Raw genomic sequence first — 15046 nt, forward strand, 5'->3', positions numbered from 1 at the left:
TTAATCAAAAACCAGGCTCATTCATATGGTATATCATAGTTCTCTGGATTTTTGACTCGTGCAAGTTAATCGGGATTAAATCTGGATGCAGGTTGTGGCGGCAAATCCCCTCCGTAACTGCGGCGGTTGTTAGATGAAGATTTGCTACTATCGATACAGAGTCTAACTGTTAGTAACACGTAACCGAGCCAAGCATCCCCAAGCTCACCTATAGAGCCTTCAGTAATGTTATTTAATATGATAAACACCAAGTAAATAATCGGTACTCCCGATTCAGCTAGCGGGCTGCGGCTCAGTTGCCGGACTGCAAAAATGAGATTAGCAAACAGGGAAGACAAGATTAATACAAGTCCCGGATAACCGAAAGATAGCAGTATTGCTATAGCACCGTTGTGAGCAGTTTTTGGTTGAAATCCATTGGGAGTATATATGAAATAAGCTGGAGTTTGCTCGCCAATTTCGTCTTGCTGAAAAAATCCATCAAATCCATACCCAAACCAAGGGCGCTGATTGGCCGCCGCGATCAATTGCGGCCAAAACTCCGTCCGTCCAGTCAGCGTCAAATCTTTTCCTAATCCCCCGACAACAATAGACTCTAAGTTGTCTATGATATAAACGCTGCTAATAATCCCCAAGACAGTAAACCCGACAATACAAGTAAAAGCCCATTGAAACTTTAACTTGCTCAAAAAACTTAAAGATGATACTATAACTACGAGCATTAAACTATTAACGAGAGAACTCCCGGAGCTAGTAGCTCTCACCAAATAAAAGGAAAACAACATGAATCCCAGAGCTATCCAGCGTTCTTTCTGAGTTCTTGCGCCTTGAGAATAGTGGAGGTACCAAAGTGCTGTACTCACAACCATGAGGCTGCCGAAAGCATTTTTGTGGCTAGTAATTCCGGCAAATTCTCTTGCTACACGCGGGTAGCGCAAAACGCTAACTATGGCGAGCGAAGTATAGCCCCACCGCAGCAACCCAGATAATTCCGGCCACTCGTAGCGCGCGCCCAGATAAAAACTAAAGAGCGTAAATCCTGTAAAAGCTATCCCGGCTTTCAGGGTAATCTCGGGAACTAACGACCACAGCGTCGATGTTATTGGCAGCAAACAATACAGCGAAAAACCAGGATTTTTCAAAACCAAAAAGTATAAGGCTTCGACAAATTGATTTTTGAAAAAACTAATAAATCTCCCGGACAAAACAAAGATTACCCAGGGATAAAAAACCCAGGGAAGTTTGGCAACATTACTGTCACCAGCAGCAGCAAGATTGATAAAATGTAGGTAGTTAAATGGAGGCAGGTTGACGTGGGGCGATACGAATACGAAACAAACAGCAAACCATTTTTCCCAGAGCAAGCCGATATTTTTTTTTGAGGCTAACTGAAAAATTAAAATCGTGCTAATCAATGCCAAAGAGGCTAATAAAGACAGCAAGAAAGTATTGCCGAAAATTAGCTCCCTAATCATTCTTGCCATAAAATTATACCTTTTTGATGAAAATATTAATCGTTCGATCGACCGGCTAATTCCACCAAGTTAACAAGAAACCGAGGCTGTTGTCGCCCGATCGCCCGCAATGGCTGCTGCGCTGCATCAAAATTGTCTGTAGCCGTCGGCTGTGACGAGTGTCCGAGGGTACGAGAAATCGACGAGATTGATGGAAATATGCTATTTGCGATCGGCAACACCCAAGCAGCTAAAAGGCATCCGGCAGAATCCTGTTTTTTTGTTCCCGGCTGCGTGGGAGAAAAAAATCTCCGGGCTAGACTCCCGCGCCCATAATTGTTCCTGATGTTTGGGTAGTGCTGGCGGTGGAGATGGCATTTGAATTGTCAACGATTAAACTAAGGAAGTATCCCCAAAGAAAATAGGTAGCCTGTGGTTAACGCCGATTTTCGCAAACAAATCACCGCGCCAGTCTTGAGTTTGACATTATTGTGCGCGATCGCCAACGGTATTGTTGCCGCCGGATTTCCCCTGAGTGCCGCAGCCGAGGTGCGATTGCGGCCCGGCTCCGTCACAGCACAATTAGGGAGTTCAGGACGATCGGTCGAAAGCTACAAACTCGGCGGCGGCGATCGTATTCTAATAGAAATACTCGAAGTACCCGAGCTGACGCGCAACTACGAAATCCTTTCCGACGGTTCAGTCAACCTGCCGCTGATCGGCCTGGTTTCCGTCCGCGGCCGCACTTTAGTCGAAGCCACCAACATCATCGGCAGCGCCTACCGCCGCGTCCTCAAAGACCCCGTAGTCACAGTCAGCCTCGTAGCGGCCCGCCCGCTGAACGTCGGCGTCATCGGAGAAGTCACCAGGCCCGGAAACTTCACCATCACCCTAACTTCAGGCCCGGGGGTGACACCCTCAGTTCAGTACCCCACCGTCACTCAAGCGATCAGACTTGCAGAAGGCGTTACGGGTGTCGCCGACATCCGCAACATCCGCGTCCGCCGCCCGCAACCAGACGGCCCGGATCGAGTGCTAAACGTCAACCTGTGGAAATTCTTGCAAGAAGGAGACATCTCTCAAGACATCATTTTGCAAGACAGAGACACGATCGTGATTCCCACAGTCGCCAACTTCAACCAAGCAGAAGCCCGCCAATTTGCGATCGCCAACTTTTCGCCGCCGCCAGAAAAACCTCGATCGATCTCGATCGTCGGCCAAGTCACCAGGCCGGGGGCTTACGTAGTCATCGGCGGCAACACCACCAGCGACCTCAGCCGAGAAGGATTCCCCACCGTCATCCGCGCCATTCAGCTCGCCGGCGGCATCACCTCCGAGGCCGACATCCGGCAAATCCAAGTGCGCCGCCTCACCAGAAAAGGCGAACAAATTATCCCAGTCAACCTGTGGCAGTTTTTAGAGTCCGGCGACGCTACCCAAGATACCATCCTGCAACAGGGAGACACGATCGTCGTTCCCAAAGCCACGATTGTCAACCCCGCAGAAGCCGGCGTACTCGCCAACACTAACTTTGCTCCCCCCGGGATTAACATTTTCGTAGTAGGAGAAGTCACAACATCCCTCGATCCGTTGAGACTCCCAGCCAATGCCACCCTGAATCAAGCTTTAATTTCCAGAGGATTTTTTGGTTACGGCAATACCAGAGCTCAAAGGAAGACAGTTGAGCTAGTCCGCCTCAATCAGGACGGTACAGCTACTAAACGGACGATCGAAGTCGATTTAACCCAAGGAATTAACGAAGAAATCAATCCCCAACTCCGCAACAACGACATGATTATCGTATCCCGCAGCGGTTTGGTGAAGTTCGTAGACCGCATGAACAACATCATCGGGCCGATCGGGCCTGCTACGGGAGTGTTCAATTTCCTCAACATTCTCCGATCGTTATTCAGATAAGAACGGTCGGGGTGGGGTGGATAATTCCTAGCAAAGGCTAGAATAAACTAAACAATAAAATGCGACAATCGCCGCCAGCCAGCTTCAAAATATCAACTTCAAAAATATCAACCTTAAAATACCCAGGCTGAATATGGATAGCAGACAAGATTACCAACCCTTCACACCCAAATCAAATGGCAAACGGCCGGACTTTTCGGCTCACAACTACAGAGATACGTTCCCCCAGGAGACAGAAGAAGAAAAGCTAGACTTGTCCTGGCTCGCAGGCGTTCTGCGCCGCCGCCTCCCGGTGATGGCTGCGGCCACCATTGCTTTGAGCGCTCTCGCCGGAACAGCGATCGTCATCACTTCTAAAACTATCACAATCGAGTATGAAGGCTCCTTTTCCCTGTTAGTAGAACCAGCCACCGCTGAAGGTTTGCTATCCAAACAATTAGACAACACCGTAGCGGCAGACTTAGCAAAAATTAATATAGAAGGAATTAGTTTAGTAGACTACGAAACCCAAATTAGGATTTTGCGAAGTCCCAAAATGATGGACCCAGTAGTCAAGGAGTTGCAAACTTGGCATTCCAAGATGACCTATAGCGAACTGATGTCTAAACTGTCGATCAGCCGCATCAGTTACACAAAAGATGGCAAACAGCAAGGCACAAAAATTTTAGAAGTTCGCTACAAAGATTCAGACCCAAAAAAGATTTACGGCGTCTTGGATAAAATTTCTAAAGCTTATCTAGAGTACAGCTTGCAGCAGCGCCTGACAGGTATCAATCAAGGCATTAAATTTATAGATATGGAGATGCCAAAGCTCCGAGAAAGAGTCGAAGTTCTGCAACTGCAAGTCCAAAGACTGCGGCAGCAAAGCAACTTGTTTGACCCCCAGCTAGAGGGAAAATCTCTGTCAGAACAAGTTCAAAGCATTCGAGGTCAGCAAGTAGGAATCCGAGTCCAGCTAAAAGGGATGCGTAACCTCTACCAAAGCTATGAAAAATTGCTTAAAGAAAATAATCCCCAGGGGTTGCTGATGACCCAAGGACAAGCTTACGCAGGACTGTTAGGTCAAATCCAGAAAATAGACTCGGATTTGTCATTCAAATTAGCTCAGTACAGAGAAGACAGTTTACCAGTTTTAGCACTGCGAAAAACTCGGGAAGAATTGATTTTAACCGCGAGTCAACAAGCAAAAGAAGTGGTGATGGGAAATTTAGAGACCCAAATCAAAGAATTTGAAGCGCGCGATCGCGAAATGACTGCTTTGCAAAAGGATCTCAACCAAAAAATTAGAAATTTTTCAGTAACAACGCGGCAATACGACAATTTACAGCGGGAACTGCAAGTAGTGACTAAGAGTTTGTCGGACTTCTTGGCAAAACGAGAAGCCTTGCGGATTGATGCAGCTCAGCAGCAAATACCTTGGGTGCTGATCAATCCTCCGGAAATTCCGCTAGACAAATTCGGTAGGTTTGTGACAGCTACGGTCAAACAAACCAAAAAACAGTTAGCGCTGGCGGTAATTCTAAGCGGTCTGCTGGGCATAGCAGTCGGCTTGCTCGTAGAGGTGCTAAATAATGTTTTCCACACTCCAGAATCACTGAGAACAGCCACAAGATTGCCGATACTAGGGGTGATTCCGTTTACCAAAAAAGTCAAGCGCCGGCGGGTCCCCAGACCGAGGAAACTTACATCAGCTCGATCGAACTCGAAGTCAAAAGTCGAAGTTGTCGAACCTATAGAAGTTGTACCTACTGCTCGGATGCAGGGTGCCGCCAAAAGTATTTTTAGCGACTTGGACTATCAATTTTTAGAAGCATTTCGATCGCTCTACACGAACATTCACTTGCTGAGTGCAGGTAGGACAATTCGATCGCTCTTAGTCGGTTCGGCATCCGCCGGAGACGGCAAATCTACAGTAGCTTTGCACCTGGCCGCGACAGCAGCAGCAGTGGGACAGCGAGTATTGTTAGTAGATGCAGATTTGCGCTGCCCGCAACTGCACGCTAAGCTAGGACTGCCAAACCTGCGCGGGCTCGGCGATGCCATCTCCACGGATCTCAGCCTCAACGACGCGATTGTGCGAGCGCCCAACCAAGAAAACTTGTTCGTACTCACCGCCGGCCAAATTCCTCCCGATCCGATCAAGCTGCTTTCTTCCAAAAAAATGCAGTATCTGATGGAGCAATTTCAAGCATTTTTTGACTTAGTGATTTATGACACGCCGCCACTAGCAGGCTTGGCAGACGCCCACTTGATCGCAGCTCACACAGACGCTACGATTATGGTCGTGCAAATTGCCAAAACAGACCGATCGCAAGTTAGCAAAGTTTTAGAAGAATTAAAAATTTCTGGAGCTTCCGTCTTGGGAATCGTAGCTAACGGCTGCAAAGACTCTACTCACAGTTACCGGCAGCGCCCGGTCGGTTTAGACACGATGTACGACCAAAAACTATCGGCTTTAGGTACAAAAAATCAAAATTAGACCAATTTTGATGGCTGCGGCGGCGGGTGCGGGAAACGGACAGCCTCGCAGCCCCTTGATTTTTTCACAAAGGTATCATTTGACTAAAGAAAATGATACACTAACGTACAGAGCCTCGCGTGTCAACCGAGATTGCGCGGATCTTTGAGATTTCGCGATAATTACTTAGAAAATGATTGGGAAATGAGCAAACGTGGGTAAAATACATCTAGCAGAGCGCAATCTCGATCGAGACAAGACACCTTTGAAGGCTAACGTTAATGTGAACGTTAATGTGAACGTTTCAACCCAGAAACTTGGTAGGGATTATTCTATGAGTACAGTTATGGTTGTTGACGATAGCGTCACTCTGCGGGAGATGATCGCCGACTTGCTCAAAGGTAGGGGGCTCAACGTCACGGTAGCTAGCGATGGCGTAGAAGCTCTAGAGCAAATCAAGGCCAACCGCCCGGATTTAGTCGTTCTGGATATTGTGATGCCCCGGATGAACGGCTACGAAGTCTGTCGCAGGCTCAAAAGCGACCCGAAAACTCAGAATTTGCCGGTGGTAATGTGTTCGAGCAAAAGCGAAGAGTTCGATCGCTACTGGGGAATGAAACAAGGAGCCGACGCTTACATCGCCAAGCCATTTCACCCTCAAGAATTGGTGGGAACTATCAAGCAACTGCTGCGGGGTTGAGACAGAGGAATAGGGATCAAAAAATGTTTTGAGTGCTGCCGATTTCTGCTTCTGCAGCCTCTCTAAACTACTCGATTGACAATAGTCCAAACATCCCCGTCCGATCGCACGTAGGGAACAGAAATACTTTTAAATCCTGTGATAAAAGGCTTGTAATAAATCTGCCAGTAGCTGGGGCTAATTTGGTCGGCGATCGCTTTTAGTTCCTTCACTTCGGCCGCTAGTTCGGCTGCAAGTTCGTTAATCCGTTCAGCGTGTCCGCGAGCGAGAACTCTTCCCTCTTCCACTTGCTGCTCCATCGGACTAATTCTTTGCAAATTTACCGACTGCTGCTGTTTTTGACTCAATTGAGCAGACAAAGCTGCGATCGCATCATCTATTCCCTTAACTTCTGCCGACACTTCTGCTGTTTCCCTCGCGTGACGGCGGTAAGCATCGGCGATCGCTTGGGGCGAATCGCTGGCCGGTTCAGCAGCGCCAATGCTAAGCTGCTGGCGTTCCCGGCGCAAGACCTCAATCTGAGAGCAAATTGCCTCTATGTCTGTCTGAAGTTTGTCCACTTAGATTACCGCGTGGTTTTTGGATATCTTAGCATTTTAACAATACCTGTGCAACCGGAAACTAGATCGGATAATTGGCTTTGAAATTGTATATTTTTGGAGTTGCTCCAACATAACCCCAGCCGAAAAAAAAATCATCGCGGCGCAAAGTAAGGAGTTTTTACCTATTGATTTTTCTTGATTTTCGGGGTATTATTTAAATAATGGGAGTGGTGATATAAATTTTAAAATTGCCACTATTTCTATTATCTAAATAATACATTGTCAATCTTTCGTTGTCAAGCTTTTGACCCAAAAAACAGGCGAATTTTTAATAATTTATTAAAAAAATAATTTTTAGAAGTAGGGGAGAAGTTGACAGGAGAGAAAGCGTTGATCAACGCAAATATTTTTAAGATAGGAAAGCGATTGTGGCAATTGTAGTGTAGAGTGTGTTTGCGTTGGGGACGATCGCACTGCACGGAAAAAAGGATAATTCCGAGTGCAGTGGCGAACAAGAGCAGTGCTGGAGGCAGCGGCAGCAAGAAAGCGATTTTTTGAACCGAGATTGAGTATTGTGGGTAAATATAGTAGTTAAAAACCGGATTTCTAGTAGTCCGCGCGATCGGCAACTCAAAAGAATTAGACAATAACAGTGGCTTTGAGCGCAAAAATGCGATCGATCGCATCCTCAACTACTTTATCTGGAGTCGAAGCACCAGAAGTCACACCCACGACAATATTACCATCAGGCAGCCAATTGTGGGTAACGACTAAATCTGCCCCCAAAGGCTTGTGTTCGATGCGATTGCCCGGTAAGATGCGATCGGCAGAATCAATGTGATAAGAAGGAAGAGTTTTGTCGATCGCAATTTCCTGCAAGTGGGTAGTATTAGAAGAATTAAAACCGCCAATTACCAGCATCAAATCCAACTTTTCCTCAACCAAACTCAACATAGCATCTTGCCGTTCCTGAGTTGCATCGCAGATAGTATTAAAGCTGAGAAAATGTTCGTTAAGATTAGACGGGCCAAACTTCCGCATCATCGTCTTTTCAAACAACTTGCCAATGTTTTCAGTTTCAGTTTTGAGCATAGTAGTTTGGTTAGCAATCCCGACACTGTCCAAATCCACATCTGGGTCAAAACCAGAAGAACAAGCCTTGCTAAACTTAGCAATAAACTCAGCGCGGTCGCCTCCGTGCAAAATATAATTGCTAACATATTCAGCTTCCGGCAAATTCAGGACAATCAAATACTTATTAGCAAAAGAACTGGTAGCAACAGTTTCCTCATGCTTGTACTGACCGTGAATAATCGAAGTATAATCTTTCTTCTTGTGCTTCTCAACAGTATTCCAAACCTTAGAAACCCAAGGACAAGTAGTATCAACAATCTTGCAGCCCTTATCGTTAAGTAACTGCATTTCTTGAACGCTAGCCCCAAAAGCAGGTAAAATCACCACATCACCGCTACCGACAACCGAAAAGTCTTTTTGTCCATTTTCAACAGCAATAAAACCAACATCCATATCGCGCAAATGCTGATTTACAGAAGGATTGTGAATAATTTCATTAGTAATCCAAATCCGTTCAGAGGGGAAATGCTGGCGAGTCTCGTAAGCAATAGCCACAGCGCGTTCCACGCCCCAGCAAAAGCCAAAAGCCTCAGCCAGCCGGATAGTGACAGCACCGCGTTCGAGTCTGTAATTGTTGTCGCGAATTTGCTGGATCAGACTGCTTTGATAAGCTGTCTGCATCACACTCGCTACCTCAGCTTCGTGGCCGAAACCCTTGCGGTGGTAGTTTTCCGACTGTTGGAGCGATCGTTTAAAAGCTTTAGTATCCATGCGGTATCGAGTTAAAATCTAGGTTGATTACCTTTGATTTTAGAAGGCCTGGGCGCGATCGGGATTATTTGATTGAGTAGCGAGGGATGAGATCTGCTATTTGTGCGATCGACACAGTCAGAGGGAAGAGGGAATGAACCGCGAAGACGCGTTAGGCTTTCGCAGCGCGTAAGCGCTAGGACACGAAGGAAGAAGAAAGAAGAATGAGAGAATTGGGCGGACAGGTAGAAGAGTTGGCTTATAGAGCGATTGGGGCCGCGATCGAGGTGCATCGGCTTTTGGGCCCAGGATTTTTAGAATCAGTGTATCAGGAATCCTTAGAAATTGAATTTCGGATGCGGGGGATAGCTTGTCACCCTTGTTGCTCTTCCTGCTTCGCGCTCTTTGCGCCTTCGCGGTTCGTTAAAAAAAAAACTAAAAAAAGCGTAGAGATACAAATAACTGTATCTCTACACGATCGAACTTACCCTAAAAAATCAGCTTCCCACCTTCTTGGGCGCAAACGGAGAACCAGATTCCAGCGAACTGAAACCGCCGGCAAAATCCTCACCGTAAGCTTCTTCTCCGTGTTGGCCGATATCCAAACCTTGGTCTTCAGCAGAGGAGAGCACTCGCAGTTCCATAAACTGCCCCAAAAATTTTAAAATCACAAAAGTGCCGACAGCCGCAAAGACGTAAGTAGCGAGAACGCCTACAAACTGGGTGACGATTTGCCCTGGATTGCCGGCAAACAGCCCGTCATTTCCGGCAGCGTTAACGGCTTTAGTCGCAAACACGCCAGTCAGAATCGCGCCTACAGTTCCGCCCAAGCCGTGAATCGGGAAGGTATCCAAGGAGTCGTCAAATCCCAGCTTAGCGCGGAAGCTAACGGCGAAGAAGCAGCAAACGGAAGTGATCGATCCGATCATGATTGCCCCAATGGGGAGGACAAATCCTGCCGCGGGGGTGATTCCCACTAATCCAGCTAGGAAACCGCTAGCAATTCCGACTGCTGTGGGTTTCCCCCTGAGTACCCATTCCAGGATTGTCCAAGTTAAGCCGCCGGCTGCTGTCGCAATCATGGTGGTGACAAAAGCTACTGTGGCTAGGGAACCGGATGCCAAAGCGCTACCGCCGTTGAAGCCAAACCAGCCGAACCACAGCAGTCCTATTCCTAGCAAGACGTAGGGTACGTTGTGGGGGGTGTGGGGCTTGTTTAAGTAATCTTTGCGGGGTCCGATCATCCAAGCTGCTACCACTGCAGATACGCCGGAACTGATGTGCACGACTGTGCCGCCGGCAAAGTCTAATGCTCCGATCGCCCCCAGCCACCCTCTACCCCAAACCCAGTGGGCTAAAGGCGAGTAGACGAAGGTTGACCACAGCAGCACGAACCAGAAATAGGTTTTAAATGTTACCCGTTCGACGATCGCCCCGGAAATTAAGGCTGGAGTGATGATGGCGAACATCATCTGGTACACCATGAACACTTGGTGGGGTATTGTCGGTGCGTAGCCGATCGGATCTGGTTTGTCTGCGGCAACGTTGTTCAAAAACATCCAGTCGAAGCCGCCTATGAAGCTTTCCAATCCTTTGCCGAAACCTTCGGATGCGGGGGTGGAGACATCAAAAGCTAAGCTGTAACCCCACAGTGTCCAGGTGACGCCGATCAGTCCCATCATGACTAAGCTCATCATCATGGTGTTGAGGACGTTGCGCGATCGCACCAGTCCTCCGTAGAAAAACGCTAGCCCGGGTGTCATTAATAATACCAGCGCTGATGAAATTAACATCCACGCCGTGTCGCCGTTGTCGATCCCGTTTGATGGCAACACAGCCGCAGCAGCAGCAGGAGCTGCTTCTTGAGCTAAGGCATTGTCCGTCAGTGGCCCGATTAACACCCACAGTGCGATGATGGCGATCGTGAAACTTTTTTCGCTCACGTTAGTTGTACCTTATAATACTCAGTAATTTTGTCAGAAGAGGGAGCCGATTGTAGATGCGAGGATTTTAGATGCAATAGTTATTTGGTTCTAATTCCCTGTTTTAGTCGAACACATCTTTAATAGATAATTTCCAAATCCTCAACTCCCCGACTTCCTATAGCCGGACTCATCTAAAATCGTCAACTATCGATCGAATGGTATGCGCCTTTTGGATTGCACCATTTGTACAAACTACTATTCTGTATTAATAGATACTAAATACTAATTTTTATATTTATTAATCTATCAGTGGCTACTTGACATAGCCACTGACAGCAGAGTATTGGGAAAGGGACACTTGAAGAGAGGGCGGGAGTTTTGAGTTGGGGAGAGTGGGAGAGTGTTGTACCAAATCCGCGTAATAATTACTTGATCCTCGATCTTTCTAACTAATGACTCTTGACTCAAAACTCATGACTAATTTTTTAACTGCATCTGAGCGAACATTTGCAGGCCCGATCGCCAAACCAGATAACCTCGATCGTTAAGGTGCAAGCCGTCTGTGCTGAGTTCGATTGGTAAATTGCCGTCAGCATCTGCAAACAGCGGCTGCAAATCGAGATACAAAGCATTTTCAGAATTAGCAATTTCTTGGAGTCGCCTATTGATGGCGCGAATCCGACTGTTAGGAATTGCCAACAGCCGATCGCGATTTTCCCAAGTTGCTTGTTCCCCGCTGTGCGGCAAAATCGACTGCACCACCACTTGTGCTTTCGGGTGAGCCCACCGCAAATCGCGAATAATCTGCCGCTGGTTGTCCAAAATCCCTTCGTCGCTGGCCCCCCGCAGCAAATCGTTAATCCCGATCATCACAAACACCGTATCGGGAGCAGTGCGATCGAACAACTGCAACCGCTTCAGCAAACCCACTGAAGTTTCCCCCGAAATCCCTTGATTGAGCCAAATGCGATCGGGCGGTAACAGCTTCGTCGGAAACCACATACTCAAAGAATCCCCGGCCAAAACACTTAGTTTTGGGGGTCGATTCGCCGCTGCGGCCTCAGCTTCTCGGCTCAACTGCGTTACCCACTGCTGGTAAGTCCATTTGTGTCGCGGCCCGGCAATTGGCAAGTCTAGGACTACCTTTGCAGAGTTTGTCGGCCCGGCAGACCCAATTAGTTCCTCAGTGCTTTCTGCTGTCACCGCAGCGCTGGCAGGATAGCTTTCTGTGATGTTGTGTCCCCTGGCTAGTAGTTGAGCGACTGCGGCTATCAGTAGCGCGTTCGTCAGCAGAGATAGCAAAGCCCAAACCGGAACTCTTTTCGAGCGGCCCACTTCCATCCCGTATAGGGATTTATGAGTTCTACTTCTTCTGCTAACTCCACCAAACTTCTCCATAAACTCAAGCGATTTGCAGACACCACACCGAATGATTAACAATGATTGCTGCATCAAATTTGACCGATCGATTTTCGCCTCAATTTTTGTAATAAATCAACCACTGTGCTGTGGGAGGGCGCGACGGCGATGCATAACTTTGCTTTTTGGCACTACTTTATCATAAAAAAATCTGGCTACCAAACTTTGTGGCACACAAATCCGACAATTTGAGATTTGAGATTTGATATCTTAAATTGGGGCATGAGTTACTGCATAAGGATCATTTTTTTGAAAGAGGGCCCGACGCACCAACCCGGTTTGTTAACAAGGTCATTGGGCGATTTTAGCAGACTCAGACTGTCTCAGAGACGCGAGCGCGCGAAAAATCCGGTTTTCTGCATCAATATATCAAGGTAGCAGCAAAGATTTTGTAAGGAACCGGGTCTTGAATACCTGAGTCCGGTAATAACCACAAACCTAGTTTAAAGGTGAACAGCGCGTCCGCCATTGGAGCCGCAGGCGGTGGCTATTTCAGATTTAGTCTGGGAGGCACCCGTAGCCAGAAACCGGGTTTTTTAGGAAAATACTTTGCACAGAACCAGAGATTCTCTAAACAAGCTGGTTTCGAGGAGTGTGATTCGTAAGTCCCGAAATTCGGGTTTTTGGTGAATCAAGCCCTAGATTCAGGTAGAAATAGCGAATCTAGGGCCTGAAAGCTGCAGTGGTAGATCGCACCCTCTCAAGTTTGGTCTAAAGTTTAGTAGTCCTGCTGCCAGAGCCTCCAGCATAACTGCCGTAGCCGGCCTCACTTCTGTTTTCCAAGCTACTTTCCTTGACAAAACCCGTGTAAGCTTCCATCCCGTGTTCGCCGATATCCAAACCTTCAGCTTCCTCTACAGGAGAAACGCGGATACCCAGCAAAGACTTGAGTGCGATCCAAAAAATCGAACTCAGCAACACGGTCATTCCGCCTACAGAGAGCACGCCCACCAACTGCGCCCAGAGTTGACCGAAACCTCCGCCCAAAAGCAATCCGGCTGTCGGGCCTGCGGTATAAAGGCCAGTTGTCAGGCCGTCAGCAAATAAGCCAACTGCCAGAGTTCCCCAGATGCCGCAGACTAAGTGAACTGAAGTTGCGCCTACAGGGTCGTCAATTTTCAAGTTGTCGAAGAAAGTTACGGAGAAAACTACCAGGATGCCGGCGATCGTGCCAATAATGGCAGAGTTGGGCACATTGATCCAAGCGCAGCCCGCTGTGATCGCGACTAAGCCGGCGAGGATGCCGTTGATAATCATCGAAAGGTCGGGTTTGCCCAGGTAAAGCCAAGCGGTAATCGTGGCAGCAACTCCTCCGAAGGCGCCGGCGGTGTTGGTGGTGATCGCAATATGGGCGATCGCATTTGGATCGAGTGCCATTGTCGAACCGGGATTGAACCCGAACCAACCCAACCACAGAATCAAACAGCCCAGGGTAGCAATGCTCATGTTGTGTCCCGGCATCGCCACAGTATCGCCATCGCGGTACTTGCCCAGCCGCGGCCCCAAAAATGCCGCTCCCATCAAAGCCGCCCAACCGCCTACGGAGTGAACCACTGTCGAACCGGCAAAATCCCAGAATCCGGCATTTGCCAGCCAGCCGCCGCCCCAAATCCAGTGTCCGGTAATCGGGTAAGCAATGCCTACTAACAGCAAGCAGAAAATTAAGAATTCCAGGAATTTAATGCGCTCGGCAACGGCCCCAGAAACGATCGTGGCAGCAGTTCCGGCAAAAACTAATTGGAAAAAGAATTTAGCGTTGAGGGGTATTCCCGTCCAGTTTAATGCGCTGAAGATGCCTTGATAAGCGTCTCCTGTGGCGGGGCTGTTGTCAGCTACATTCCAGAGGAAAAATCCGCCGCTGCTGCCGATAAAACCGTTGCCGTTGCTGAACATTAACGCAAAACCGATCGCCCAATAGGCGATCGTTGACAGCGCAAACACAATCAAGTTTTTGGACAGCACGTTAACTGCATTTTTCTGACGGCAAAAACCGGTTTCCAGCATCCCGAAACCCGCGTTCATAAAGAACACTAACATTCCGGCCACCATCACCCACATGGTATCCATGCCCACTTTGAGGCTGGCCAATTGTTCTTCAGTGCTGGGCGCAGGAGGTGTTTGGGCTACCGCTGCATATCCCCAAAGCGAGAATACGAGCGCAGCTAGGGGTATGCAGGCTTGCCAACTCGGGCTCAGGCGGGCGATCGCCCTTTGCAATTTCTGGAACCAGTTAACTTTCCTAAAAGATTTAGCTGCTAGTAAATCTAAAGACTCCCGCCTGACTTGTTTCGATTTTTTTTTCCCGACAGTCATTTTAACCATTTTCGCCCTCTTTACAACTAATCCGATCGGCAAAAAACCGAAAACTTTTCAATTCTACTACAGAAGTTTAACGATTATTGTTCAGATTGACATAGTTATGATACCCTAGCTTTTCTAGCTGATTTTGTTTTTTCATTACAGATTCGGACAGACTTTTGCGGTAGTGCAGGATTCGATCTAGCAATTCGGGCTGGGAAACTGCTAATATTTGAACTGCCAGCAAGCCCGCATTTTTAGCATTGCCGATCGCCACTGTTGCCACGGGTATGCCCGCTGGCATTTGGACGATCGAGTACAGCGAATCCACCCCTTGCAGGTGGCGGCTCGGTACCGGCACGCCAATTACTGGCAACGGCGTTAAAGATGCTACCATGCCTGGGAGGTGAGCCGCTCCCCCAGCACCTGCGATAATGACTTTCAAGCCCCGCTGGTGGGCGGTTTGGGCGTACTCTACCATGAGTTCGGGGGTGCGGTGGGCGGAGACG

12 protein-coding genes and 1 pseudogene are annotated in these 15046 nt (G+C 48.1%); 4 read left to right on the forward strand and 9 right to left on the reverse strand.

The genetic code is table 11. The features are described 5' to 3' along the window. Positions 1-65: 65 nt before the first annotated feature. From IQ270_RS10615 to IQ270_RS10625, 3 genes are read right to left on the reverse strand one after another with little or no spacing between them, the layout of a single operon-like run. The gene (locus tag IQ270_RS10615) at positions 66-1484 is read right to left on the reverse strand and encodes an O-antigen ligase (protein WP_193973190.1); all 1419 of its coding nucleotides are present in this window, start codon (positions 1482-1484) and stop codon (positions 66-68) included. Positions 1485-1510: 26 nt separating this feature from the next. Beyond that, positions 1511-1693, reverse strand: coding sequence for a hypothetical protein (locus IQ270_RS10620; protein WP_193973191.1), 183 nt, complete (start codon positions 1691-1693; stop codon positions 1511-1513). Further along, on the reverse strand, positions 1677-1832 hold the full coding sequence (locus tag IQ270_RS10625; RefSeq protein WP_193973192.1) for a hypothetical protein: 156 nt from the start codon (positions 1830-1832) through the stop codon (positions 1677-1679). The genes IQ270_RS10620 and IQ270_RS10625 overlap by 17 nt, the downstream gene beginning before the upstream one ends. Positions 1833-1886: 54 nt before the next feature. On the opposite strand from IQ270_RS10625, the gene IQ270_RS10630 reads away from it, so the two are divergent. The 3 genes from IQ270_RS10630 (at position 1887) to IQ270_RS10640 (ending at position 6529) form a co-directional block, all read left to right on the forward strand. Continuing rightward, a complete protein-coding gene (locus tag IQ270_RS10630; protein ID WP_339384421.1) occupies positions 1887-3371 on the forward strand; it encodes a polysaccharide biosynthesis/export family protein in 1485 nt (494 codons plus the stop codon). Positions 3372-3504: 133 nt separating this feature from the next. Next, positions 3505-5850, forward strand: coding sequence for a GumC family protein (locus tag IQ270_RS10635; RefSeq protein ID WP_193973193.1), 2346 nt, complete (start codon positions 3505-3507; stop codon positions 5848-5850). A 313-nt stretch (positions 5851-6163) separates the two neighbouring features. Continuing rightward, positions 6164-6529: a response regulator transcription factor gene (locus tag IQ270_RS10640; RefSeq protein WP_039886668.1), complete on the forward strand. Its 366-nt coding sequence runs from the start codon at positions 6164-6166 to the stop codon at positions 6527-6529. 62 nt (positions 6530-6591) lie between these two features. Here IQ270_RS10640 and IQ270_RS10645 read toward each other — a convergent pair whose 3' ends face one another. Together IQ270_RS10645 and IQ270_RS10650 are read right to left on the reverse strand one after the other, a co-directional pair. Beyond that, on the reverse strand, positions 6592-7089 hold the full coding sequence (locus IQ270_RS10645; RefSeq protein ID WP_193973194.1) for a hypothetical protein: 498 nt from the start codon (positions 7087-7089) through the stop codon (positions 6592-6594). A 621-nt stretch (positions 7090-7710) separates the two neighbouring features. Next, entirely contained in the window at positions 7711-8916 is a 1206-nt protein-coding gene (locus tag IQ270_RS10650; protein WP_193973195.1) for a 4-hydroxy-3-methylbut-2-enyl diphosphate reductase, read from the reverse strand. Positions 8917-9119: 203 nt separating this feature from the next. Between IQ270_RS10650 and IQ270_RS10655 the strand changes: the two are divergent. After that, positions 9120-9257, forward strand: a pseudogene (locus IQ270_RS10655) (GxxExxY protein); the annotation flags it as partial. Between the two features lie 135 nt (positions 9258-9392). Here IQ270_RS10655 and IQ270_RS10660 read toward each other — a convergent pair. The 4 genes from IQ270_RS10660 to purE all read right to left on the reverse strand — a co-directional run. Continuing rightward, positions 9393-10838 (reverse strand): ammonium transporter, encoded by a 1446-nt coding sequence (locus IQ270_RS10660; RefSeq protein ID WP_339384422.1) that lies wholly within the window; start codon positions 10836-10838, stop codon positions 9393-9395. A 459-nt stretch (positions 10839-11297) separates the two neighbouring features. After that, entirely contained in the window at positions 11298-12161 is an 864-nt protein-coding gene (locus tag IQ270_RS10665) for an SGNH/GDSL hydrolase family protein (protein ID WP_193973200.1), read from the reverse strand. Between the two features lie 789 nt (positions 12162-12950). Continuing rightward, positions 12951-14552, reverse strand: a complete 1602-nt coding sequence (locus IQ270_RS10670; protein ID WP_193973196.1) for an ammonium transporter — start codon at positions 14550-14552, stop codon at positions 12951-12953. A 76-nt stretch (positions 14553-14628) separates the two neighbouring features. Next, positions 14629-15046: 5-(carboxyamino)imidazole ribonucleotide mutase (purE, locus tag IQ270_RS10675; protein ID WP_193973197.1), on the reverse strand; the 418-nt coding region annotated here is incomplete at its 5' end.

It is taken from the genome of Microcoleus sp. LEGE 07076 (assembly GCF_015207455.1).
Taxonomy (GTDB): Bacteria; Cyanobacteriota; Cyanobacteriia; order Cyanobacteriales; family Microcoleaceae; genus Microcoleus.